The sequence below is a fragment of the Rhodococcus sp. 06-1474-1B genome (assembly GCF_002258885.1).
In the GTDB taxonomy this organism is placed as follows: domain Bacteria; phylum Actinomycetota; class Actinomycetes; order Mycobacteriales; family Mycobacteriaceae; genus Rhodococcoides; species Rhodococcoides fascians.
The window spans coordinates 809,967-833,917 of sequence record NZ_NOYR01000023.1; the positions used below are offsets into that span (position 1 = coordinate 809,967).

General features: G+C 65.1%; 21 protein-coding genes and 1 riboswitch. Of the genes, 7 read left to right on the forward strand and 14 right to left on the reverse strand.

Features of this window, described 5'->3' with window-relative positions:
• The first annotated feature begins 1 nt into the window (after position 1).
• The 3 genes from CH266_RS13850 (at position 2) to CH266_RS13860 (ending at position 5,051) form a co-directional block, all read left to right on the forward strand.
• Positions 2 to 2,176, forward strand: coding sequence for a malate synthase G (locus CH266_RS13850; protein WP_094715539.1), 2,175 nt, complete (start codon positions 2 to 4; stop codon positions 2,174 to 2,176).
• Positions 2,177 to 2,243: 67 nt separating this feature from the next.
• Positions 2,244 to 3,908 carry a VWA domain-containing protein gene (locus CH266_RS13855; RefSeq protein WP_255175904.1) on the forward strand — a complete coding sequence of 555 codons (1,665 nt, stop codon included), beginning with the start codon at positions 2,244 to 2,246 and terminating at the stop codon, positions 3,906 to 3,908.
• Positions 3,909 to 3,911: 3 nt separating this feature from the next.
• A complete protein-coding gene (locus CH266_RS13860) occupies positions 3,912 to 5,051 on the forward strand; it encodes a metallophosphoesterase (protein ID WP_094715444.1) in 1,140 nt (379 codons plus the stop codon).
• A gap of 31 nt (positions 5,052 to 5,082) precedes the next feature.
• On the opposite strand, the gene gcvP is transcribed toward CH266_RS13860, so the two are convergent.
• The 12 genes from gcvP to idi form a co-directional block, all read right to left on the reverse strand.
• Positions 5,083 to 7,923 (reverse strand): aminomethyl-transferring glycine dehydrogenase, encoded by a 2,841-nt coding sequence (gcvP, locus tag CH266_RS13865; RefSeq protein WP_094715541.1) that lies wholly within the window; start codon positions 7,921 to 7,923, stop codon positions 5,083 to 5,085.
• 205 nt (positions 7,924 to 8,128) lie between these two features.
• Positions 8,129 to 8,226: riboswitch (glycine riboswitch) on the reverse strand.
• A 12-nt stretch (positions 8,227 to 8,238) separates the two neighbouring features.
• Positions 8,239 to 8,778 (reverse strand): MerR family transcriptional regulator, encoded by a 540-nt coding sequence (locus CH266_RS13870; RefSeq protein WP_157226114.1) that lies wholly within the window; start codon positions 8,776 to 8,778, stop codon positions 8,239 to 8,241.
• Positions 8,779 to 9,191: 413 nt separating this feature from the next.
• Complete coding sequence (locus tag CH266_RS13875) at positions 9,192 to 9,665, reverse strand: bifunctional nuclease family protein (protein ID WP_027497166.1); 474 nt, start codon at positions 9,663 to 9,665, stop codon at positions 9,192 to 9,194.
• A gap of 97 nt (positions 9,666 to 9,762) precedes the next feature.
• A complete protein-coding gene (gene ftsR / locus CH266_RS13880; RefSeq protein ID WP_027497167.1) occupies positions 9,763 to 10,500 on the reverse strand; it encodes a transcriptional regulator FtsR in 738 nt (245 codons plus the stop codon).
• The gene (gene garA / locus CH266_RS13885; RefSeq protein ID WP_027497168.1) at positions 10,497 to 10,994 is read right to left on the reverse strand and encodes a glycogen accumulation regulator GarA; all 498 of its coding nucleotides are present in this window, start codon (positions 10,992 to 10,994) and stop codon (positions 10,497 to 10,499) included. Before garA ends, ftsR begins: the two co-directional genes overlap by 4 nt.
• A 229-nt stretch (positions 10,995 to 11,223) precedes the next feature.
• Positions 11,224 to 11,628 carry a glycine cleavage system protein GcvH gene (gene gcvH / locus CH266_RS13890; RefSeq protein WP_094715542.1) on the reverse strand — a complete coding sequence of 135 codons (405 nt, stop codon included), beginning with the start codon at positions 11,626 to 11,628 and terminating at the stop codon, positions 11,224 to 11,226.
• A 41-nt stretch (positions 11,629 to 11,669) separates the two neighbouring features.
• Complete coding sequence (locus CH266_RS13895; protein WP_027497170.1) at positions 11,670 to 12,401, reverse strand: DUF881 domain-containing protein; 732 nt, start codon at positions 12,399 to 12,401, stop codon at positions 11,670 to 11,672.
• A gap of 3 nt (positions 12,402 to 12,404) precedes the next feature.
• A complete protein-coding gene (locus CH266_RS13900) occupies positions 12,405 to 12,728 on the reverse strand; it encodes a DUF1290 domain-containing protein (protein ID WP_205912519.1) in 324 nt (107 codons plus the stop codon).
• 113 nt (positions 12,729 to 12,841) lie between these two features.
• Entirely contained in the window at positions 12,842 to 13,639 is a 798-nt protein-coding gene (locus CH266_RS13905; protein WP_255175905.1) for a DUF881 domain-containing protein, read from the reverse strand.
• Positions 13,640 to 13,698: 59 nt separating this feature from the next.
• The gene (locus tag CH266_RS13910) at positions 13,699 to 14,304 is read right to left on the reverse strand and encodes a CDP-alcohol phosphatidyltransferase family protein (RefSeq protein WP_094715445.1); all 606 of its coding nucleotides are present in this window, start codon (positions 14,302 to 14,304) and stop codon (positions 13,699 to 13,701) included.
• 67 nt (positions 14,305 to 14,371) lie between these two features.
• Complete coding sequence (locus CH266_RS13915) at positions 14,372 to 14,953, reverse strand: NUDIX hydrolase (protein WP_094643265.1); 582 nt, start codon at positions 14,951 to 14,953, stop codon at positions 14,372 to 14,374.
• 69 nt (positions 14,954 to 15,022) lie between these two features.
• Complete coding sequence (gene idi / locus CH266_RS13920) at positions 15,023 to 15,631, reverse strand: isopentenyl-diphosphate Delta-isomerase (RefSeq protein WP_032366164.1); 609 nt, start codon at positions 15,629 to 15,631, stop codon at positions 15,023 to 15,025.
• A 44-nt stretch (positions 15,632 to 15,675) separates the two neighbouring features.
• Here idi and CH266_RS25395 point away from each other — a divergent pair, with 44 nt between their 5' ends.
• From CH266_RS25395 to CH266_RS13930, 3 genes are all read left to right on the forward strand, one after another.
• The gene (locus CH266_RS25395) at positions 15,676 to 15,837 is read left to right on the forward strand and encodes a hypothetical protein (protein WP_167328012.1); all 162 of its coding nucleotides are present in this window, start codon (positions 15,676 to 15,678) and stop codon (positions 15,835 to 15,837) included.
• Between the two features lie 104 nt (positions 15,838 to 15,941).
• The gene (locus tag CH266_RS13925; protein ID WP_027497175.1) at positions 15,942 to 16,196 is read left to right on the forward strand and encodes a hypothetical protein; all 255 of its coding nucleotides are present in this window, start codon (positions 15,942 to 15,944) and stop codon (positions 16,194 to 16,196) included.
• Positions 16,193 to 17,455 (forward strand): cupin domain-containing protein, encoded by a 1,263-nt coding sequence (locus CH266_RS13930; RefSeq protein ID WP_094715446.1) that lies wholly within the window; start codon positions 16,193 to 16,195, stop codon positions 17,453 to 17,455. The genes CH266_RS13925 and CH266_RS13930 overlap by 4 nt, the downstream gene beginning before the upstream one ends.
• A gap of 15 nt (positions 17,456 to 17,470) precedes the next feature.
• Here the strand turns inward: CH266_RS13930 and CH266_RS13935 are convergent, their stop codons facing one another.
• Together CH266_RS13935 and CH266_RS13940 are read right to left on the reverse strand one after the other, a co-directional pair.
• Positions 17,471 to 18,232, reverse strand: coding sequence for an SDR family NAD(P)-dependent oxidoreductase (locus tag CH266_RS13935; RefSeq protein ID WP_094715447.1), 762 nt, complete (start codon positions 18,230 to 18,232; stop codon positions 17,471 to 17,473).
• Positions 18,233 to 18,266: 34 nt separating this feature from the next.
• Positions 18,267 to 20,063, reverse strand: coding sequence for an acyl-CoA dehydrogenase (locus CH266_RS13940; RefSeq protein WP_094715448.1), 1,797 nt, complete (start codon positions 20,061 to 20,063; stop codon positions 18,267 to 18,269).
• Between the two features lie 332 nt (positions 20,064 to 20,395).
• Between CH266_RS13940 and car the strand changes: the two genes are divergently transcribed.
• A complete protein-coding gene (gene car, locus CH266_RS13945) occupies positions 20,396 to 23,941 on the forward strand; it encodes a carboxylic acid reductase (protein ID WP_441347053.1) in 3,546 nt (1,181 codons plus the stop codon).
• Positions 23,942 to 23,951: the final 10 nt, after the last annotated feature.

Here is a 23,951-nt window from a genome sequence, read left to right on the forward strand (position 1 = left end):
CATGACCGATCGTGTGCAGGCTGGTGGACTTCAGGTCGCCAAGGTCCTATTCGATTTCGTCGAGAAGGAGGCGCTGCCGGGTACCGACGTAGATTCGGAGGCCTTCTGGGCCGGTGCCGCGTCGGTGATCGCCGATCTCGCTCCCAAGAACAAAGCGTTGCTGGCCGTCCGCGACGAGATTCAGGGCAAGGTCGACGCGTGGCACGGCGAGCATGCCGGTGCCGATTACGACCGCGCAGCGTACAAGGCCTTCCTGAAAGGGATCGGCTACCTGCTCGACGAGCCTGCCGACTTCCAGATCACCACGTCCGGCGTGGACACCGAGATCACCACCACGGCCGGGCCGCAGCTCGTGGTTCCCGTGCTCAATGCACGCTTTGCGATCAATGCCTCCAACGCACGATGGGGCTCGCTCTACGACGCCCTCTACGGAACGGACGCCATCCCCGAGACCGACGGAGCCGAGAAGGGCACGAGCTACAACAAGGTCCGCGGAGACAATGTCATCGCGTTCGCGCGTGACTTCCTGGACGAGGCATTGCCGCTGAGCTCCGGCTCGCACGTCGGGACCACCGGATACGTCGTCGACGCCGCGTCGCTGACGGTGACGTTGGCCGACGGCAGCACCGTCGGCCTGAAGGATCCGTCCCAGCTGTTGGGCTACCAGGGCACACCCGATGCGCCGACGGCAATCTTGTTCGTGCACAACGGTTTGCACTTCGAGATCCAGATCGACCCCGAGAGCCCGATCGGCAAGACCGACGGAGCGGGCGTCAAGGACGTGCTCCTCGAGTCGGCTGTCACCACGATCATGGACTTCGAGGATTCGGTCGCCGCAGTCGATGCCGACGACAAGGTTCTGGGCTACCGCAACTGGCTCGGTCTGATGAAGGGCGATCTCACCGAGGAGGTCTCCAAGGGCGGCAAGACGTTCACTCGCGCGATGAACAGGGACCGCACCTACACCTCGGTCGACGGTTCCGAGCTGACGCTGCACGGCCGTTCGCTGCTGTTCGTCCGCAACGTCGGCCACCTGATGACCTCCGACGCGATCCTCGACGCCGAGGGCAACGAGGTTCCCGAGGGCATTCTCGATGCGCTGTTCACCTCGCTTGCCGGTCTGCATTCGTTGACCCCGGACAACGTGCTCTCGAACTCGCGTACGGGCTCGCTGTACATCGTCAAGCCGAAGATGCACGGACCGGACGAGGTCGCCTTCACCGCCGAATTGTTCGGCCGCGTCGAGCAGGTCCTCGGCCTGCCCACCAACACGCTCAAGGTCGGCATCATGGACGAGGAGCGCCGCACGACGGTCAACCTCAAGGCCTGCATCCAGGCCTCGTCCGAGCGGGTCGTGTTCATCAACACCGGCTTCCTCGACCGCACCGGCGACGAGATTCACACCTCGATGGAGGCAGGGCCCGTCGTTCGTAAGGGAGCGATGAAGGGCGAGAAGTGGATTGCCGCCTACGAGGACTTCAATGTCGACACCGGCCTGGCGGCCGGCCTGCAGGGCAAGGCGCAGATCGGCAAGGGCATGTGGGCCATGCCCGATCTGATGCACGACATGCTCGAGCAGAAGATCGGCCACCCCAAGGCCGGCGCGAACACTGCGTGGGTTCCCTCCCCCACCGCAGCGACCCTGCACGCCTTGCACTATCACAAGGTCGACGTGTTCGCCCGTCAACACGAGATCGCGAAAGCCAAGCGCGCCACCGTCGACGAGATCCTCGAGATCCCTCTCGCGCCGTCCACCGACTGGACCGACGAGGAGAAGCAGAACGAACTCGACAACAATTCGCAGTCCATCCTCGGATACGTCGTGCGCTGGATCGACCACGGCGTCGGATGCTCCAAGGTGCCCGACATCAACGACATCGCACTGATGGAAGACCGTGCGACGCTGCGCATTTCGAGCCAATTCATCGCGAACTGGTTGCGGCACGGCATCGTCACCGAGGAGCAGGTGCGCGAATCGCTGAAGCGAATGGCACCGGTGGTCGACCGGCAGAACGCGTCCGATCCGACGTACAAGCCGTTGGCACCCGATTTCGACACCAACATCGCCTTCCAGGCTGCGAGTGATCTGATCTTCCAGGGCACGAGCCAGCCCAACGGGTACACCGAGCCGATCCTGCATCGTCGCCGACGGGAGTACAAGGCCGTCAACGCCTGACGGACTTGTCGACCACGTGGGTGAACACCGGAACTCAGGGCGCGGACGTTCCATAGCCGCCGGGCCCGTGATCGTCGTACTGACGATCGCGGTCCTGGTGGCAGCCGTGTTCGGATGGTTTGCGCTGCGTGATCGAATTTCGGATCAGGGGATCGAGGCAGCCGACACCTGCGTGGAGGGACCGGCCGTCCTCACCGTGGCGGCCGACCCGGACATCTCCGCCGCGATCGAACAGCTGGCAACACGATTCGACGCGACGGCCCCGGTAATTCGCGATCACTGTGTGACAGTAGAGGTTCGAGCCATCGCGTCCGATGCGGTGCGGGCGGCACTGAACTCCGGCGCCGACAACTGGGATGTCGGTGCGCTCGGCGCTCGTCCGGGTCTGTGGATACCCCAGTCCTCGGCAGACGTCGAGGCCGTCGTCGACCGTGGAGCCATCGACGGTACGCCGCGGCCTGTCGCATCGAGTCCGATCGTCCTCGCTGCACCGAGCGCGGTGGCCGACGCCGTCGTCGCTGCAGGCTCTAGCTGGGCAGATCTGATACGACTGCAACGCAACCCGCAGGCTCTCGGACTCCCCGAGTGGGGTGGGCTTCGACTCGCCGTGCCGTCCGGCTCCGACACCGGCGCGAGCACTCTTGCGGTCACGGCCATCGCGGCAGGCGTACGCGGTGACCCGACCACCGCACTCACCGTCGATGAGGCCTCCTCGACGCCACTGGTGTCGGCGATGTCGGAGTTGGCGGTGACCGATACCGGCGCTGCCGCAACCTCGGCCTCCACCACGTACGACGCCCTCGCGGCGCTCGAGAATGCTGCAGGCCCCGACGCCGCCGTCCACGCGGTCCCGGTCACCGAACAGCAACTCGCGTCGACCGATTCCTCGACGCTGACCGCCGTTCGCCCACAGGGTGCAACGCCTGTCGCCGATCATCCGGCGGTCGTGCTCTCCGGTGACGAGACCTCCACCCGAGCAGCCGCGGCATTCGTGGATTTCGTTCGTCAGCCCGACGGTACGCAGACACTCCTGGACGCGGGGTTCAGCGTGGACGAGCCCCAGGACGCGGGCATCGTCGCCCCACCATCGGGGCCGGTTGCCGACGCTCTGCTCGCTGTGCTTCGCAATCCGGTTCTGCCCCGCCGTGCCACTGTTCTACTCGACGTGTCCGAGTCGATGCGCACCACCGAAGGCGGTGCGACGCGGCTGCAGAACACTGTTCGCGCACTGAGCGAGCAGTTCCGACGAGTCCCCGACGCCACCGAACTCGGTCTGTGGAGTTTCAGCGAAGACCTGAACAACTCGCTGCCCTTCCGGGTGGATGTCCCGACCGGACCGATGACAGTTCCCGTCGGGACCACTCCGAGGCGCTCCGCCCTCGATGCGACCGCTGAGGCGTTGACGCCGGCAACCGGCTCGTACACCTACGCGTCCGTCCTCGTCGCGTATCTCGACGCCGTGGCCGGTTACGTCCCCGGCCGCGTCAATTCGGTCGTGCTGATCACGGACGGCCCGGACGACTCACCCTTGTCGGCGGACGAGCTACTCACCGAACTGACATCGGCGTCCGATCCGGCGCGGCCGGTCGCGGTGAACGTCGTGCGCATCGGCGACGGCAGCCCTGCCCCCGTGTTCACCGACATCGCAGCTCGCACCGGCGGCACCGTGGACACGGTCCCGACATCGGATTCCCCAGACCTCCTCGATCGACTCGGAAAGTTGCTGTACTAGAACATGTCTCGTGTACTTTTTGTCGGCGTCTTCCTACTCCTCGTCACGCTCTTCCTGCACTGGCGGTTTCTCTCCGTAACGAGGGCACCGGCACGTGTCGGACGCCCTGCAGATCTGTTGCTGATACTTCTGTGGTTGTGCGCGGTGGTCGGCTTCGGCAGCGGCGTCGAGTTCGATCCGTCCTGGGCCCGTGGCCCGGCTTTCCTCGGCCTGACCTGGTTGGCGGTGGTGTTGTATCTGTTCCTCGGCACGGTCCTCGTTGCTCTTATCTGCACCGTCGTGCGGGTGATGTTCGCACTGTCGCATCGTGATTCGACTGCTGTTCGGCTGCGCATATCGCGGGTCGGCTCCGTCGTCGTGGCTCTCGTCAGCGTCGTCGCAGTGGGGTACGGCCTCGTCGAAGCCGCCTCGCCTCGTGTCACACGCACCCAGGTTGCGCTCGACCGGTTGCCGGCCGAATTCGACGGTCTGCGAGTGGCATTGGTATCCGATATTCACGCCGGACCGTCTCGCGGTGCGGGCTTCGTGCGCACGGTCGTGGATTCGGTCAACGCGCAGCAGCCTGATGTCGTGCTGCTCGACGGCGATCTCATCGACGGGACAGTGGAGTTGGTCGGAGAAGACCTCGAGCCGCTGCGCGACCTCGAAGCCCCTCTCGGGGTCTTCGCTGTCAGCGGCAACCACGAGTTCTACGCGGGCGACGGCGGAGAGTGGCTCGACTTCTGGTCGACCCTCGACATCGACGTGTTGCGCAACGAGCGCACGACGATCGCCCGTGATGGCGCTGCCATCGATATCGCCGGCATCAACGACGCCACTGCCCCGGAACCGTACGAACCGAATCTCGGCGCTGCGCTCGACGGCATCGACCCGGATCGCTTCGTGCTGTTGATGGCTCATCAGCCCAAGCAGGCTGTGGAGGCCTCCGAGCTGGGCGTGGACATGCAGGTGTCCGGACACACTCACGGCGGGCAGATCTGGCCGATCCGCTATCTGGTGCCGCTCCAGCAGCCCAGTGTCGAGGGGCTGGACACGATCGGTGACACCACGCTCTACACCACCCGCGGTGCAGGCGCGTGGGGTCCGCCGGTACGCGTAGCAGCCCCGCCCGAGATCGCGATGCTCGAACTCACGCGGGGCTGACCATCCGCTCGTCCATCGGGCGAACAGCAGGTCAGGCGAACGCCTCGATCGGCGGGCAGGAACACACCAGGTTGCGGTCGCCGTGCGCGCCGTCGATCCGCCGGACCGCGGGCCACACCTTCGGTCGGTCGTAGCCTGCGGGGTACGCCGCGAGTTCCCGCGAGTACGGGTGGTCCCAGTCTGCGACGAGGCATTGCGCCGTGTGCGGAGCGCCGCGCAACGGGTTGTCCTCTACGGTCCACTCGCCGGAGCCGACGCGGTCGATTTCCCTGCGGATGGAGATCATCGCGTCGCAGAATGCGTCGATCTCCTCCAGATTCTCGCTCTCGGTCGGCTCGACCATCAGGGTCCCCGGCACCGGGAAGCTCATCGTCGGCGCGTGGAAGCCGTAGTCCGCCAGTCTCTTCGCCACGTCGTCGACGGTGACGCCGGTGTCCTTGGTCAGACCTCGCAGATCGAGGATGCACTCGTGCGCCACCATGCCGTTGTCGCCGGTGTAGAGCACGGGGAAGTACTCGTCGAGGCGGCGCGCGATGTAGTTGGCCGACGCGATGGCGGTCAAGGTCGCCCGGCGCAGTCCCTGCGCACCCATCATCGCGATGTATGCCCACGTGATCGTCAGGATCGATGCGCTTCCGTACGGCGCGCCCGCAACGGTCGGACCGTCGCCCAGTTGCGGTGCCAGCGGGTGGCCGGGCAGGTACGGCTGCAGATGCGAACGGACGCCGATGGGTCCGACTCCGGGACCGCCACCGCCGTGCGGGATGCAGAAGGTCTTGTGCAGGTTCAGGTGACTGACGTCTCCGCCGAAACGACCCGGCCGAGCCAACCCGACCAGAGCGTTGAGGTTGGCACCGTCGACGTACACCTGTCCACCCGCGTCATGCACCGCTGCACAGATATCGGATATCTCGTGCTCGTACACACCGTGGGTGGAGGGGTAGGTGATCATGATGGCGGCGAGGGTGTCGGCGTGCTCGGCGATCTTGGCTCGCAAGTCGTCGACGTCGACGTCTCCGTTCGGTCGGCACGCCACCACGACGACGCGCATCCCGACCATCACCGCGGAGGCGGCGTTGGTGCCGTGTGCGCTCGACGGGATCAAGCAGACCGTGCGACCGGTGTCGCCGTTGGCCTGGTGGTATCGGCGGATCGCAAGTAGTCCCGCGTACTCGCCCTGGCTTCCCGCATTCGGCTGCAGGCTGACCGCGTCGTAGCCGGTGATGTCGACGAGCCACTGTTCGAGGTCGGCGATCACCCGGAGTAGTCCGGGGACGTCGGTCGACGGCGCGAACGGGTGTTGGCGCGCGAACTGAGGCCAGGTGATCGACTCCATTTCAGCGGTCGCGTTCAACTTCATCGTGCACGATCCCAGCGGGATCATGCTGCGGTCGAGGGCGATGTCCTTGTCCGACAGCGCCCGAAGGTAGCGCAGCATGGCTGTCTCGGTGCGGTAGCGCGTGAAGGCGGGATGCGTCAGGTACTCGGACGTACGGGCCCAATCGGCCGGGACGGACTCGGCTCCCGGTCCGGCGGGCTCGGCACCGAATGCAGCGAGCACATCGACGATGTGAGCCTCCGTGGTTGCCTCGTCACAGGCGATCGCGACGTGATCGTCGTCGACCGGTCGGAGGTTGATACCGCGTTGTTTGGCGGCATCGACGACGGTGTGGGCCGCGCCGGGGACCGCGGCGAGCACGGTATCGAAGAACTCGGCATGCACCACGTCGATGCCCGCAGCCTGCAACCCTGCTGCGACGGTTCGAGCACGGGTGTTGACGCGAAGTGCGATCGCGCGCAGCCCATCCGCGCCGTGGTAGCTGGCGTACATCGCGGCCACGATGGCCAACAGCACCTGGGCGGTGCAGATGTTGGAGGTCGCCTTCTCACGGCGAATGTGCTGCTCGCGCGTCTGCAGGGCCAAGCGGTAGGCCCGATGTCCGTCTGCATCGACGGACACTCCGACCAACCGCCCGGGCAGCTGGCGCGAGTGCCCGGAGCGCACTGCGAGATAACCGGCATGCGGACCGCCGTACCCCATCGGAACCCCGAAGCGCTGGGTGGTTCCGAAGCAGACGTCGGCACCGATTTCGCCGGGCGCGGTCACCAGGGTGGCGGCCAGCAGATCGACCCCGACTGCAACCAGCGCACCGCGCTCGTGTGCAGCCTCGATCGTGGCGGTGTGGTCCACCAGACGGCCTGACGCTCCCGGCAGCTGCGCCAGCACTCCGAAGAAGTCGCCTTCGGGCAGGCCGTCGGCGAGGTCGGCGTACACCAGCTCGATCCCGAGCGGTTCGGCGCGCGTAGCGAGGACGGCTTTGGTCTGCGGGAAAATATCCGAATCGACGACGAGGCGGGGTGACTTCGAGCCTCGGTTGGCGCGACGCATGAGCGTCATGGATTCGGCTGCGGCAGTGGACTCGTCGAGCATGGAGGCATTCGCGACATCCATACCGGTCAGATCCGACACCATCGTCTGAAAATTGAGCAGTGCCTCGAGTCGGCCTTGACTGATCTCGGGCTGATAAGGGGTGTAGGCGGTGTACCAGGCCGGATTCTCCAGGATGCCGCGCGTGAGCACCGGAGGCGTCAGGGTGTCGTAGTAGCCCAGGCCGATCATCGAGGTGGCCACCGTGTTGCGGCCGGCGAGATCGGCCAGCGCGGCCAGCGCATCGTGCTCGCTCAGAGCAGGCGGCAATGTCGCCAGGCCATCGGGAACCCCGTCGACGACGGTATCGAGAATGGACTCGGGAACAGCCTTGCGGGCCAGCTCGTCGAGGCTGTCGACACCGATTGCATCGAGAATGCGGGCCAGTTCGGTGGTGTCGGGGCCGATGTGTCTGTCGACGAAAGCCGATGCGGTCGAAGTCATTCGGTCGGTCACGGTCTACTCCCAGGGGTCCCAAGACAAGGCGTCGGACGGCCGGGGCATACGCGCCGACCGCTCCTCCCCCTCTGTCGTGTGCTCGCTGACGCGTGCGCCTGAGAGATTCGGTAGAACACGGCGCGCTGACGTGCGCGCACCGGCACCTTTCCCCTTGGGCGGGTGGGTGCTCCCACCACTTTCCAGAGTTGTCGAAGCCCACACGGTCCGTGTGCCTGAGAGATTGACGGGGAGGTATTGCTCCTTCGGCGTCCGAGACTGGATGCCTCGGAACTCTCCCGCGCAGGCGCGACGGTGAGAAGTCTAGCCGGTCTTACGACTCGCGCGATTCTTGCGGCGGGACGCCAGTTCGTCTTCGGGGCTCGGCTGGCTCTCTCCGCCGTCTGCTCGCTCGGCCGGGAAGTCGGCGATGGTGCCGGTGAGCTCGCGCATCGCGCCGTTGACGGCGATACCGAAGACGCCCTGCCCGCCCTGCAGCAGGTCGACTACTTCCTCGGCCGACGTGCACTCGTAGACGGTTGTGCCGTCGGAGAACAGGGTGATGTTGGCGAGGTCGCCGACGCCACGCTGGCGCAGGTGATCCACGGCGACGCGGATGTTCTGCAACGAAATTCCGGTGTCGAGTAGGCGCTTGACGATCTTGAGGACCAGCATGTCCTTGAACGAGTACAGCCGTTGGCTGCCCGAACCTGCTGCGCCTCGGATGGACGGTACGACCAGGCCCGTACGAGCCCAGTAGTCGAGTTGCCGATAGGTGATGCCGGCAATCTGGCACGCGCTGGGTACGCGGTATCCGACGAGTTCGTCGGGGACCGAATCGTCGGGGAACAGGCCGGGTTGAATGTCCTGCGGCTGTGCGACAGGGCGATTCGACGCCTCGTCGGGGGTCTCGACCCGAGCATCGGCTGCGGACGCGTCCTCTGTCCGGCTTGCGGCGTCGGATTCTCGACTGCCGTGATGCTGCTGCGGCTGATCTCCCACTGACTGCTCCCTCTCGGATGTCTCACTGCGTTCGAATCCAGTCAGTACTGGGATCCGTCCGAGGCGCGCCTGAACGCCTCGGTGTACTCGCGTGAAGTCATACCGTGTACCAGGGCCAGACTACGCCTCGGCGGCAACCGAAGAGGCGTGAACTGCGTCGGTCCGAACTGCGGCGGCGATGAACTTCACTGGCACGAACGTTATGGGGGCAATCGACCAGATTCAACGCAACGCGCCGTAAACCTGAACCTAAAGTTGAGGTTGAGACTATTCCGTTACCCGTCGGTGGCCTTGAAGTCGTCCGGCGACACCGATTCGAGGAATTCCTTGAACTTCTCCACCTCGTCCTCACGCTCGTCCGGCATCAGCAGGCCGGCCTCGGCGAGTACAGGCTCCTCCGCATAGATCGGAACTCCGGCACGGAGCGCGATGGCAACCGAATCCGACGGCCTCGCCGACACGCGGATGTCCTTGTCGAATACGAGATCGGCGTAGAAGGTGCCTTCCTGGAGGTCCACGATGCGCACCTCCTTGAGCTCGTGCCCCAACGCAGAGATCAGGTTCTTCACCAGATCGTGCGTCAGCGGCCGAGCCGGCTGCACACCTTGCTGCTCCAAAGCTATTGCGGCAGCTTCGGTTTGGCCGATCCAAATCGGGAGGTACCTATCTCCGTCGGATTCACGCAGCAGCAACACGGGCTGGTTCTGCGGCTGTTCGACACGAATACCGACCACACGCATTTCACTCATCGTGTCCACCTCACACCTCGAGAAATCTTCGCTGGTCGTCGCTGGTCCAGCTCACCAGAACCGAGTCTATTGGAATCCGAACCGGCGCGAGCGAACCTCACCGGTCGAGCGCACCACGCACCGCTGCTTTGACCAGACACGTATGCAAGGTCAACGACAGAGCTGCCAATTCCCGGATCATCTCTTCGGCACGATCACGTGCACCGGCATCGCGCCCCTTGGCGACCGGCCCGGCGATCTGAGCGACGAGACCCGCTTCGCGGTCCGCCGCGAGCTTGAACGCACGGAGGTGACGAACCTCGAGCCCGAACTGCAACATCGCGTGCGCGGTACGAGCGAGCGTGACGGCACCGTCGTCGTAGAACCCGGCCTGCCCGGGCGTGATCAGGCCGCTGCGTAGCAACTCGGTCAGGAAGGCGTCGTCGATGCCGGCCTGAGCCAGTAGATCTGCCTTGCTGATGCGGACCTCGCGATCGGGCAGGAACTCCTCCGGCGAGACTTCACCGGCCGCGATCGTCAACGACCGTGGGCGCTTGACCGAGGCGTCTGCTCTCTCGACGGTTGCAACGCCGTGGTCGATCGCTTCGAGTTGTTCCTTGATCACCTTCAGCGGCAGGTACTGATCACGCTGAGCGGTGAGCACGAACCGCAGCCGTTCGCAGTCCGCGATCGAGAAACGCCGATAGCCCGACGGAGTGCGCTCCGGAGAGATCAGACCCTCGGCTTCGAGGAATCTGATCTTCGAGATGGTCACGTCGGGAAAGTCGGGCCGGAGTCGATCGAGGACGGAGCCAATCGACATCCCCCCGCTGGACTGCTGCCCGACGGCGGTCACTGGCTTCCTGCACCCGCAGACGACTCGCCGACCGCAGATCCATTGCCGCCACGCGGCCCGGTGAGGAAGACCAGACGGAACTTGCCGATCTGCACCTCGTCACCGTTGGCGAGCACGGCGGAGTCGACCGGCTCGCGGTTGACGTAGGTGCCGTTGAGGCTGCCCACGTCGACGACCTGGAAGTCGTCCTCGTCCTGGCGGAACTCTGCATGTCGACGGCTCACGGTGACGTCGTCGAGGAAGATGTCGCTGTCGGGGTGACGACCGGCCGACGTGGTCGGCTGGTCGAGCAGGAATCGGGATCCGGCGTTGGGACCACGCTTGACGACGAGCAGGGCAGCTCCGACAGGCAAGCCCTCGACACCCGATACCGGAGCTTCGGTGCTCTGGGCGGTAGCGGAGTTGTCCAGCTCCTGGAGGAAATCGGCGCGGAAGACCGAGGTGGTCTCGGCCGGCGACTCCCCGTAGTTGCTGTCGTTGTCGTTCTGGCTCACCGTTACTCCTTCTCAGTCCGTTGACCCGGGCAACGATCACCTCGGGTAACGCAGTACATGGTCTTCACTTCTGGTTCTGCTGGCGTTCGGTGGTGCGTTTCGGTTCCTCGGTGCGTGGCAGACCACTCACCATGCGCGACCTTCGCCCCGACAGGCTGTTCGCTCGGTGTCGACCGTACCCTGCGCGCCGAGGACCTGTGGTCGGTTGGCCGGTGTGTACGGCCCTTCGTCACTCAGCTGTGATGAGAGCATATCCGGCGGCATCGAGCATCGGTGCCAGCGCCGCGTCCAATGCCTGCGAGGATGCGACCTCGAGCTCGATCAGCCACCCGCCGGTGTACGGTCCGGAGTTCACCTTCTCGGGTTCGGAATCCAGATCTTCGTTCACGGCAACGACTTTGGCCGTGAGCGGACTGAACACGTCGGACACGCTCTTGGTCGATTCCACTTCACCGAGAGACTCGCCCGCGGTGACGCTGTCACCGATTGCCGGAAGCTGAACGAACACGACGTCGCCCAACTGCGTCTGGGCGTAGTCGGTGATACCGATTCGAACCGTCGCGGGCCCCGTCCGCTGCACCCACTCGTGCTCGGGGGTGTAAAGCAGATCAGCTGGTGTGTCGATGTCGCTCAACGCGGCATTCCCTTCCATCGTGGCCCGGGGCGAGCGGGCGATCAGTTTCCGGGCTGAGCGTATTGACGTGGGCGCGGATCTCGCAAGGCGGAGACCGTGACCTGGTCCGATCGCTCGACTCGCGAGCTCGCCCCGTTGCGGGCGACCGTGTCGATCACCCCTCCCGGAATGTTCAGTGCAGCTTCCAGAGTCGCCGGATCTCCGATGGCAGTGAAGGTGTAGGGAGCGCGTAGTTCTCGGCCGTCCACCACGACTCGGCCGGCCGGTCCGGCCATCCACGAATCCACACCGATGCGGACCGCGACCCCACCACCGTCGATCTGCAACGCCTCGGCACCGGCGGCCCGCAGCTCCTGCAACGCGTCGAGCAGAACCTCTGCTCCGACGCCGGCGTCGGTGTCGTCGATCGTCAACGTGACGCCGGGTCCTCGGGCCGCCACGGTGCCGATCTGAATGGACAACGCGGACAGTCGTTCCTGGGCTTCCGCCACCGCGGCGTCCGACCCTGAACCGGACTGCCGGAGGGTGGCGAGCGTGCCCTGAAGCGCGCTGATCTCGTCGCGGATCGACGCCTCGCGTCGCGTCAGGGAGTCCAACACCACCAACAGGTCCTCGGGCCGCGAATTCTCCAGATTGCCCGACGTGCTCGTTTCGCGCACCTGTGTCGCGATTCCGATTCCGAGGGCACACATCAACACGAGAGCGAGAATGCCGAACCACGTGCGCTGTCCACGTCGGGTGCGCCGACCGTGCCGTCCGGGGCCTGCGTTCATCGGTCAGGCACCGAAAAGCCGTCGGCGCAACGCAGCGGCGTTGCCGAAGATACGTATTCCGAGCACGACGACGATGGCGGTGGACAGTTGCGTTCCGACTCCGAGCTGATCGCCGAGCCACACGATGAGCGCCGCGACGAGGACGTTGAAGACGAAGGACACGACGAACACCTTGGCGTCGAAAATGCCGTCGAGAAAGGCGCGCACGCCGCCGAACACTGCATCGATAGCGGCCACGACGGCGATCGGCAGGTATGGGGCGACGACTGCTGGAACTCGAGGCCCGGCGACGAGACCGATCACGACTCCGACGACGAGCGCGACCAATGCTGCGAGCGCGAATCCGGCGCGGCCGGCCGCGGCGGGCTCGGTGCCGCCGGGCACCTCGGGACCGGGGCTGCCGGAGTCGGATGGCTCGACGTCCGGGACGTCACTCGCCGTCATCGTGGGGCCACCTCCTTCGCCTCGAACGACTCCCTGGCGACGGCCGGCCCGAACTCGAGATCCGTGGCAGGCCGTACCGAGAAACCGACACCGTAGAGCTGAGCGACCGTGCTCATGCGCAGGTACGCATCGCTGACGGCGAACTGCACCTGAATGCGCTGCGGTGGACCGATCGCATCGATGTCGTAGGGCGAGGTGATCGGGCGATTGTCGAGCAGCATCGCGCCGCCTGCCTGTCTGATCGTCACGTTCGGCCCGACTCGATTGCCGTCGACGGACACCGCTTCGGCACCGCTGGCCCACAAGGAGTTGACGACGGCAGCGATGTCGCGGTCGAGAACGGTTGCGCCGGAACCGGTACGGACCGATCTGTCGGATGCACCGCCTGCGGCAGGTTCTGTCACCACGACCGACAAGCCGGGACCGGTCACCGAGTCGATACCGGCGGCCGACTCGACCGCATCGAGACGGTCCAGGAGCTCGCTCCCGGCAGCATCGGACTGGAGCGCGCGATCACGCTCGGTCGATACCTGCGCTGCGAGTTCGTCCCTCGTGACGTCCAGTTCGGCTTCACGCTCCTGGGCAGCCCGCACTGCAGCAGAGGCGTCGGCGCTGGCCCGGTCGATCTCCGCCGCGTCCGAGGCCAGCTGCGACATCGCGCCCCCGAAGACCACTCCGACAGCGACGGCACCGGTGATCAGCCAGAGGACAGGCGGCACTCTCGGGCTACGCACGTGGTGCGCCGACCGTTCGACGGCAGCGGCTGTGTAACCCGGATCGAGGTGATCCGTCAACAGCGATGTGAGCAGTGACGGAGTCGGGTTCCTCTTCGGTCGTGCTGGTGGCTGCACCGTCACCTGCCCGGTGCGGAGGTGGGCGCGATCGCTCGCACGACGGCCACTGCCTTGCCGAGGTACAACCCACCGGTCCACGTGTACAGCACCGTCCCCCAGATCAGGAGCGCGTAGCCGAGGGGCGCAGCGGCGTCGGCCACGGAACCGGTACCCACGGAGACCAACAGCACCGGCAGCGCGATCATGACCACGAATGTGGCGGCCTTCCCGAGATAGATCACGTCCGGAGGCGGGAGGGAGCGACGTCGGTAGACGAACATGGTCAGGCCGAGAACCGCGTCTCGCCCGATCAGGATGGCAGCGACCCACCACGGGATGATGCCGCGCACCACGAATGCGAGCAGCGTGCTGACGACGTACAAGCGATCGACGAGCGGGTCGAGAATGGCCCCCAGCCGCGACGACTGCCCGAGCAAACGCGCGAGTTTTCCGTCGAGCCAGTCGGTGCCGCCGCTGACGAGCAGAATGACCAGCGCCCAGCCGTCTGCCTGGGGGCCGAGCAGAAGAAACAAGAACAGCGGAACGCCGGCGAGTCGCACGGCACTGAGCAGGTTGGGAACAGTTGCGATCCGATCCGTTACCTCGAGTTCGCTCTTGTCCGTCACCGCTCACCTCCTGTCGCCTCGGGCGTCGTGGCAGCCGGCGCGAGCGCACCGGCGGTTCGAGGCCACGTTAGCGCCACGCGAACACCGGCTGCTCGAAGTCCGCGACCCGGGTGTGTCGACCGCGAAGGACCACTTCACGAAACTGGTGCACGATCGCACCCGTGGGAGCATGGATGGCACCGGTTCGGAACGGCCACCGAATCACGGGTCGGGGCGACTCGGGGATCGTGACGAATTCCGCATCGACATCGAGTTCGGCCTCGGTCACCTCGAACACTTCGGCCACCTCGTCGGCACTGGGCTGCAGCGACGACGAGTACTCGCCCACCCACACGACGAACGGTGTGATGACGTAACCCGAACGGGTGACGTAATCGTCGAGGCGCCCGAGTACCTCCCCCGGGTCGGTACGAATGCCCAACTCTTCCTGGAGTTCACGCAGGCAGGCCTGTGCAGGGGTTTCGCCCGGATCGACTCCGCCACCAGGTAGCGCGTACTGACCCGGGTGAGCGCGCAATCGGCTCGGCCGTCTGGTCAACAGCAAGCGACGGTCTCCTCTCTCCCCGCCGACCGCCAGAGCAACAGCTGCGTGGCGCAGACCCTCGGCATCGGCTGTCCGAGACTCGAAGTGGCCGAGTGCACGCTCCATCGAGTCGCGGCCGAGGCAGTCGCTCGATTCGTCGCTACACGCCACGAGTACCCACCGATTCGGTTGCCGTCATGCGGAATCCGCGAGACGCGCTGCCGGAGGAAGGAGTTCGTCGGCGGACGCGGGCCAGGCCAGTGCGTGCTCGGCCAACCCGGCGAGTTGCTCCACTTGTGTTCGACACCAGGGCGATACATCGATTCGGTCTGCGAGCACGTCGGCCGAGAATTCGGACCAGGACACCCATCGCGTTTCGTCGACCTCGTCAGGATCCGGGTCGAGTGTTGCGTCGTCGCCGACCGTCACTCGGTAGACGGGGCAGATCTCGTTCTCGACTATCCCGTTGTCCATCACAGCGCGGTACCGAAAATGCGGCAGCACCAGTTCCGCGGACCGGGCCTGCAGACCCAGCTCCTCGCCGATGCGCCGGAGCACTGCCGACTCCAGGTCCTCGCCGGGTGCTGGATGCCCACAACAACTGTTCGTCAACACGCCGGGCCATGTCGTCTTGCTCGACGCCCGTCGCGTGAGCAACACGGCACCGTCCTCACGCACCACGTAGCTGGAGAACGCCAGGTGCAGCGGGGTCTGTTCGGTGTGCACCGTGGTCTTGTCCTGGGTGCCGACGGCGCGGCCTTCGTCGTCGAGCAGCACCACGTGCTGCGCAGGGGATCGATCCATCGTTCCATGCTCCCACGGACGGACGGCCGGTCTAGTGTCGAACCATGGGACAGGACGACAAGGACAAGACAGACGGCGGCACCTCGACCGAACACGACACGGCGGATTCCCCCAAAGGCGGCCGCCCCGGACCGGTGGACGGCGGAGGCGGCGGTGGGATGGCGACACGGGAGAACGCCCCGGAGATCGCCGACGATCAGGAGTGATATTTCCCGGTGCCGTCGCTGTTTGAATCACAGAGATTGCGTCAATACCCCCGATGTTCCCGCGCTGCGCGAGAGCACGAACCTCCATCAACGGAAGGACCTCGATGAGCATCAACGACGACGACATCACCACCTCAGGCGGATCTGCAGGCGAAGGACCCGCTGACGGCGGATCCAATCCCGGCGGACACGACGGTGGAGCAGACGGCCCGGCCGGAGCAGGCGAAGGACCCGCTGACGGCGGATCGAATCCTGACGGACACGACGGCGGAGCCGACGGCCCAGCGGGTGGAGAAGGCCCGGCCGACGGCGGATCCAACCCCGGCGGACACGACGGCGGTGCGGACGGTTCCGCTTGATCATCGAGTCGAACGACGAGCGCGGACCGGGCAACCGGTCCGCGCTTCGTCGTCTCACCGGAATCGACGCCGCCACTTTCGCGGAGCGTCACTGGGGCACAGCACCCAAGTTCACCCGATCTGCCGAACTGTCCGGATCGTTCGAGGATCTGATGACGGTCGACGCGGTCGACGAGTTGATCGCCGAGCGCGGCGTACGCACCCCGTTCGTGCGGATGGCCAAGGACGGCCGCCTGCTGGAGAAGAACAAGTTCACCGGGTCCGGAGGGTTCGGTGCCGAGATCACCGACCAGGTCGATTCCGCGGCGGTTCTGTCGGCCTTCGCGGCCGGCAACACTCTGGTGCTGCAGGGCCTGCATCGCCTGTGGCCGCCCTTGATTGCTTTCACCGGCGAGCTCGTTCGCGAGCTCGGCCACCCGGTACAGGTCAATTCCTACGTCACTCCGGCTGCGTCCCAGGGCTTTTCGCCGCATTACGATGTTCACGACGTGTTCGTCGTGCAGATCGCCGGAAGTAAGCGGTGGACGATTCACTCGCCGGTGCATCGCCATCCACTGAACAATCAGCCGTGGTCGGACCGACGAGCAGCAGTGGAACGTCACGCCGACGACTCCCCGGAGTTGGACATCGTGCTCGAGCCCGGTGACGTTCTGTATCTCCCGCGCGGCTGGATCCATTCGGCGCAGGCCCTGGGCGAGACGACGGTGCATCTGACGATAGGCGTCGCGTCGTTCAACGATTACGACATCGCCCATCACACCCTCGGTGCTCTTCAGGACGTCGAGGGACTGCGCGCACCGTTGCCGGCCGGATGGGACCCGACCGACTCCGAGTCCGTTCTCCCCCACGTACGCCGCGTGCTCGGCGACATCCGCCGAGCTCTCGACGAGTTGGATCGCGATCCTGAGGCGCTGCATCGGATCACCGAGCGTGTTGCGAGTCGGTACGACGAGCTGGTTCGACCCGAACCGGTGCGCCCCGTTCGCAGTGTTGCCCAGATGGGCGCGCTGCGGGGTCAGGACTCGATTCGGCTCAGGGCCGGGGTGATCGCGCGAGTGGTGCTAACCCCCGAGTCCGCGGCTGTCGTGCTGCGCGACAAAACCGTGTCGATGCCGCCTCAGTGCGCCGATGCCCTCGAATTGTTGCTCGAAGGAGCGCCGTGCCGGTTGGATTCTCTGCCCGGCCTCGACACCGACGATGCTGTCGTGGTCGGTCGCAGGCTCGTGCGCGAAGGCATCGCAGTCACCGCCATCGAGTGATGATGACCCCGACCATCAGGTGATGGTCACGCCGCCGTCCACTGCGATGGTCTGGCCCGTCACGTATCCCCCTGCGTCGGACGCGAGCCAGACCGCGGTGGCGGCCAATTCTTCGGGGTCACCCTTGCGTCCGAGGATCATTCGGGGAGCCAATGCCTCGAGGTATCCCGGCTGGTAGGAATCGGTCATCTCGCTCTCGAAGAAACCAGGCGCAATAGCGTTGACGCGGATGCCTTTTCGAGCGCCCCACTGTTGCGCGAGGTCACGAGTGAGACCGACGATGGCCGCCTTGCTGGCACTGTAGGCAGCCTGAGGCAGACCGGCGGTGGTGAGCCCCAGAATGCTGGATATGTTCACGATCGAGCTCCCGGGCTGCATCACCCGTCCACACGCCTGAGCGGCCCAGTAGCAGCCGTTCAGGTTGATGTCGATGACAGAGCGGAACTGCTCGGGAGTCTCGCGGGTGGCGGGGTACGCCGTGCCGATGCCGGCGTTGTTGATCAGCACGTCCACCTTGCCGAACTCGGCAACGGCGGCCTCGACCATGGCCGTGCACTGGTCGGGATCGACCACATCGGTTGCCACGCTCAGCGAACGCCCACCGACGCTGTCGATCAGTGCGGCAGTCTGTGCCAACTTGTCGACGCGACGGGCGGCCAGCACCACGTCGGCACCGGCCTCGGCCGCCGCTTTCGCGAAAGACACTCCCAAACCGGACGATGCGCCCGTGACGATGACGACGCGGCCGTCGAGGCGGAATTTGTCCAAGATCGACATGTTCTGAAATCTCCTTGTATCGGGTGTCTCGTGCTCAGAACCAGGCGGGTGACATATCGAGGGTCGTGCGATCGAGAAGCGCCAGCAGATCGAGCTGCGTATCGACCTTCGGTAGCTCGTAGACGAAGAAGTACCGTGCAGCAGAGCGCTTTCCGTCGTAGAAGTCTCCGAATCGGTCTCCCACGGCAAGCAACTGCTCGAGCCACATCCACGCGATGACCGTATGGCCCATTGCCTCGAGGTAGGCCGTGGAATTCGCCAACGCCACGGCGGCGTCACCGGTACCCCAGACTGCGGCGGTGACCTCGACGATCCTCGAGAACCTGTCGTGCAGCTCGGTGCCGTACTGCTCGGCCGCTCCCCCGTGAGTCGACGCTCGCGTCACGGTCTCGGCGATTCGCTCGGCGAGCAGCGCCAACCCGGCACCGTTCTGCATGACGACCTTGCGGCCGAGTAGGTCCAAGCCCTGAATGCCGTGTGTACCTTCGTGAATGGGGTTGAGCCGATTGTCGCGGTAGTGCTGTTCCACGTCGTAGTCGCGGGTGTAGCCGTAACCCCCGTGCACCTGAATGGCAAGACTGTTGGCCTCGAGACACCACTGCGAGGGCCAACTCTTGGCGATCGGTGTCAGTACGTCGAGCAACAGTGTCGATCGAGCTGCGTCGGCGGCGTCCGATGCCGAATCCTGGTGGTCCACCAAACGCGAGCAGTAGAGCCCGAGGGCCAATGCCCCCTCGACATACGACTTCTGCGCCAACAACATTCGGCGCACGTCGGCGTGCTCGATCAATGCGACCGGAGGCGCGGCCGGATCCTTGGCTCCCAGTGGCCGTCCCTGGGTGCGCGTCTTCGCGTACTCGACGGACTTCAGGTAGCCGACGTAGCCGAGTGCGATCGCCAGGAATCCGACGCCGATCCGGGCCTCGTTCATCATGTGGAACATGTACGACAGACCACGGTTCTCCTCCGCGACGAGATAGCCGACTGCCCCGGCTTTCCCACCGGGAGAATGGGTTCCGTCGCCGAACGCGAGCAGGGTGTTGGTGGTACCGCGGTTGCCCATCTTGTGATTGAGCCCGGTCAGCACGATGTCGTTACGTTCGGCGATGCCGCCCTCACCGTTCGGCAGGAACTTGGGAACGATGAACAGCGAGATCCCTTTGACGCCGGGAGGTCCACCCGGCGTCTTCGCCAGAACCAGGTGCACGATGTTCTCGGTCAGTTCGTGATCTCCACCGGAGATCCACATCTTGGTTCCGGTGAGCCGGTAGCTGCCGTCGCCCTGCGGCACAGCCTTCGTGGTGATGTCCGCCAGCGACGACCCGGCCTGCGGTTCGGACAAGCACATGGTGCCGAACCAACGCCCGTCGATCATGGGCCGCACGTAGTCGCGCACCTGCCCCGGAGTGCCGTAGGTGGCGATCAGATTGGCGTTGGCCATCGTCAGGAACGGATACGAGGACGTTCCAGCATTTGCAGCCTGGAAGAACGCCATCGCAGCACGAGAGACGGTGGCGGGCAACTGCATACCGCCGATCGATTCGTCGAACTGCCCGGCGATCAACCCCGCGGCGCGGTACACGTCGAGAGCGGCCTTGACCTCGGGGATCAGCTCCACCGAACCGTCCCTGTTCATGGTGGGCTCGTGTGCATCGGCCTTCTTGTTGTGCGGGGCGAAATGCTTGTGGGCGATGTCTGCGCTCAGGTCCAGTACCGCATCGAACGTTTCGCGCGAGTGTTCCGCAAAACGTGGCCGCTCCGTCAACGCAACCACATCGAGCCATTCGTACAACAGAAAATCCAGGTCGCGGCGTGAGAGAACGTCCGACATTTCGCTGCTCCGATCGAGAGGGGTGACGCGTGAGCCGACGGCGTGAGCTCTACGAGGGAGCGGCAACCGCGTCGCACGTGACGTGCAACTCACCATACAAGTCGAGTTCGGTCGTCCACATCGAGTACCTACGCCGCCCGGATACGCGACGGTTGCCCGGCGTAGCAGTACGCGAGAAAGGTTGAAACACAGACATTTCCGGCCAACTGGACTATGAGCAGCGTCACGATTACCTACTCGGCCACGGGCATATACTTACCTTTGATAACGATATTCGACGTACGAGCACGATGATCCGGCGTCGTCCGGTGCATCGTGGAGGGGAGCGAAGCATGACCCGAACAATTGCCATGAAAAGCACAGGGACCGTCGACACCGAACACGATCGAGACATCCGCCAACGAGACCGTTTCCAGCATCTGCACGACAGCGATCCGGAGTTCCGGGCTGCCGAGCCGGATCGGTCGGTTGCCGACGCGGCTCGTGAACTGGCACCCAACCTCGCTCGCGTGGTTGCCGAGATCATGACCAGGTACGCCGACCGCCCCGCCCTGGGACGCCGCGCGCGCACGATCGAGGACACCGAAGGCAGCACTACCGCTCGCTTGCTCCCCCGATTCGACACGGTGACCTACGGGCAGGCCTGGGCCGACGCGGGAGCCTTGGCGTCCGCCCTCGGGCACGACGACGGCGGCATCGCTGCAGGCGACTTCGTGGCCACGCTCGGTTTCGCCGGCATCGACTACGTGATCACCGAACTGGCCACCATCCGTGTGGGCGCAGTCGCAGTTCCACTTCAAGCCGGAGCCACCGCGGGTCAACTGAGGGCCATCGTCGACGAGGTCGAGCCGGTGGTCCTGGCCTCCGACGTGGACAACCTCGCCGTCGCGATGGAGGTCGCCGGTCACTGCCGGTCGATCCGCACAGTGGTCGTACTCGACTACGACGACCGAATCGATGCCGACACCCGCGCGCTGACGTCCGCACGCGAGGGGGTTCACGGGTCCGGCATTGCTGTTCGACCGCTCACCGAACTGGTGGACGAGGGTTCCCGACTCCCCCAGGTGCCGTTGTTCGACGTCGAGGATCCCGAGCGCCTCGCCGCACTGATCTACACCTCCGGCAGCACCGGTACTCCGAAAGGGGCGATGCATACCGAGCAGATCGTGTCCGGTGCGTGGACCGGAGCCTGGCATCGGACGGGTGCCTCGTCCGAGGGTGTCGACGAGCCGGCTTTTCCCGTCATCACTCTCGACTACCTACCGATGAGCCACCTTGCGGGCCGCGGGCTCGTTTTCTCGACTCTGGCGGCGGGCGGCACGGTTCATTTCGCCGGCTCCAGCGACCTGTCCACGTTGTTCGAGGACTTCGCTCTGGCGCGCCCTACGCTGGCGTTGTTGATTCCGCGGGTGTGCGAGATGATCCGCCACACCGTGCTCGCCGAAATCGATCGTGCGGTCGACGGTACCGATGCGGGCGAACACGAGCAGATTTCGCGAGGCGTGCTCGAGCGCGTGCGGTCCGAGCAGTTCGGTGGACGAATCCTGGCTGCAATGGTGGGCACCGCACCCATCGCCGCCGAGGTCAAGGATTTCGTGACCGACTTGCTCGACGTTCGGGTGCGCGACAATTACGGTTCGACCGAAGCCGGCATGGTACTTCTCGACGGGATCGTCGCGCGGCCACCGGTTCTCGAATACAAATTGGACGACGTGCCCGAACTCGGCTATTTCTCCACCGACACTCCCCATCCACGTGGTGAGCTCCTGCTCAAGACGACGTCGATCATCCCCGGTTACTACAAGCGGCCCGATGTGACCGCAGACGTCTTCGATTCGGACGGGTTCTACCGCACCGGCGATGTCGTGGCCGAGTTGGAACCGGACCGGCTCGCATACGTGGATCGTCGCAAGAACGTACTGAAGTTGGCCCAGGGCGAATTCGTCGCGTTGGCGCGCCTCGAAGCGGTGTTCGGTACGAGCGAGCTGGTGGATCAGATCTTCCTGTACGGCAACAGCCAGCGGTCGTATCTGTTGGCGATCGTCGTTCCTGCCCACGCGAACTCGACTGCGGGCGCGATCATGGAGTCGTTACAGCGGATCGCTCGCACGGAGTCGCTGAATTCGTACGAGATACCTCGCGAGGTCGTGCTCGAACGCGAGCCCTTCACTCAGGACAACGGTTTGCTGTCGGGTGCCGGAAAGCAATTGCGTCCCAAACTCGTCGAGCGGTACGGCGACGAACTCGAACGTCGCTACGCAGAACTCGAATCGGGGCAGACCGATCGACTGCGTGAGCTCCGGCGTTCCGGTGCCCAGGCACCCGTGCTCGTCACGGTCGGGGACGCCGCCCAGGCTCTGCTCGGCTGTTCGGGCGCAGACATCCGGCCCGATGCCCACTTCACCGATCTCGGTGGTGACTCGTTGTCGGCGTTGACGTTTTCCACAGTGCTGCGCGACATCTACGACGTCGACGTCCCGGTCGGGGTGATCACCGGACCCGCCATGGACTTGGCGGCTCTTGCCGACTACATCACGTCCGCGATCGACAACGATTCCGACACAGCGACATTCGCGTCGGTTCACGGACGCGACGCTTCCGTCGCGCACGCATCGGATCTGACCCTGTCGGCATTTCTGGACGCCTCCCTGCTCGATGCCGCTCACCGAATTCCAGGCCCTCGGCCGGTAACGAACACCGTGCTGCTGACGGGAGCGAACGGCTACCTGGGCAGGTTTCTGTGCCTCGAATGGCTCGAGAAGATGGCAGCCGCCGGCGGAAGAGTCATCTGCCTGGTGCGCGGACGCTCCGATTCCGATGCCCGCGCTCGGCTCGACGCCGCCTTCGACAGCGGGGACGCGACGTTGTCCGATCGATACCGCGCCTTGGCCGACGCCGCACTCGACGTGATTGCAGGCGATCTGGGCACTCCCCGGTTCGGGTTGACCGACGATGTCTGGGAAGAACTTTCCCGCCGCGTGGACCGCGTCGTGCACCCGGCAGCACTGGTCAATCACGCGCTGCCGTACGAGCACCTCTTCGGACCGAACGTCGTCGGAACGGCCGAGGTGATCCGGTTGGCCTTGACCGACCACATCAAGCCGGTGACCTACCTGTCGACGGTCGCGGTTGCCGTCGGTGTCGACGACTTCCACGAGAACGGTGACATTCGGGTGGACAGTCCGCAACGAGCAGTCGACGAGTCGTACGCCAACGGTTACGGAAACTCCAAGTGGGCGGGCGAAGTGTTGTTGCGCAACGCTTTCGACGAGTACTCGCTGCCCGTCTCGGTCTTCCGGTCCGACATGATCCTCGCCCACAGCAGATGGTCCGGTCAGCTGAACGTGCCCGACGTATTCACGCGGCTGATCCTGTCGGTGGTCACAACCGGGCTGGCACCGAGAAGCTTCTATGCCACCGACACCGGAGCGCCCACCGACGAGCAGGGCAGGCCACTGGCTCACTACGACGGATTGCCTGCGGACTTCAGTGCAGCGGCCATCACCTCGATCGCGGGCGACGACGTGGCAGGCTACCGAACCTTCGACATCTTGAACCCTCACGACGACGACATATCGCTGGATACGTTCGTCGATTGGCTATGTGACGCGGGCTGCACCATCGAGATCGTCGACGACTACGACGAATGGTTCGAAAGGTTCAGCGCGGCAGTTCAGGAACTACCGGAGAAACAACGGTCACACTCGTTGTTGCCGCTGATCCACTCCTACGCGCATCCCCAGCACCCGTCGTCGGGAGCAATCCTGCCGGCAGACGAATTCGCGTCGGCTGTCGGCGATATCCCACACCTCGGGCGAGAACTGATCGAGAAGTATCTGGCCGATCTGGTAGCACTCGGCCTGGTGAGCAAGCGGTAAACGATCTCCC

What these genes read in the sequence shown, in the direction of transcription:
- idi (WP_032366164.1), bottom strand. Translation starts at nt 15,631, where the DNA reads ATGGATCGATCCCCTGCGCAGCACGTGGTGCTGCTCGACGACGAAGGC.
- CH266_RS25395 (WP_167328012.1), top strand. Translation starts at nt 15,676, where the DNA reads ATGGGACAGGACGACAAGGACAAGACAGACGGCGGCACCTCGACCGAA.
- CH266_RS13875 (WP_027497166.1), bottom strand. Translation starts at nt 9,665, where the DNA reads ATGAGTGAAATGCGTGTGGTCGGTATTCGTGTCGAACAGCCGCAGAAC.
- CH266_RS13850 (WP_094715539.1), top strand. Translation starts at nt 2, where the DNA reads ATGACCGATCGTGTGCAGGCTGGTGGACTTCAGGTCGCCAAGGTCCTA.
- CH266_RS13915 (WP_094643265.1), bottom strand. Translation starts at nt 14,953, where the DNA reads ATGGAGCGTGCACTCGGCCACTTCGAGTCTCGGACAGCCGATGCCGAG.
- CH266_RS13895 (WP_027497170.1), bottom strand. Translation starts at nt 12,401, where the DNA reads ATGAACGCAGGCCCCGGACGGCACGGTCGGCGCACCCGACGTGGACAG.
- CH266_RS13860 (WP_094715444.1), top strand. Translation starts at nt 3,912, where the DNA reads ATGTCTCGTGTACTTTTTGTCGGCGTCTTCCTACTCCTCGTCACGCTC.
- car (WP_441347053.1), top strand. Translation starts at nt 20,396, where the DNA reads ATGACCCGAACAATTGCCATGAAAAGCACAGGGACCGTCGACACCGAA.
- CH266_RS13935 (WP_094715447.1), bottom strand. Translation starts at nt 18,232, where the DNA reads ATGTCGATCTTGGACAAATTCCGCCTCGACGGCCGCGTCGTCATCGTC.
- gcvP (WP_094715541.1), bottom strand. Translation starts at nt 7,923, where the DNA reads ATGACTTCGACCGCATCGGCTTTCGTCGACAGACACATCGGCCCCGAC.
- CH266_RS13940 (WP_094715448.1), bottom strand. Translation starts at nt 20,063, where the DNA reads ATGTCGGACGTTCTCTCACGCCGCGACCTGGATTTTCTGTTGTACGAA.
- CH266_RS13925 (WP_027497175.1), top strand. Translation starts at nt 15,942, where the DNA reads ATGAGCATCAACGACGACGACATCACCACCTCAGGCGGATCTGCAGGC.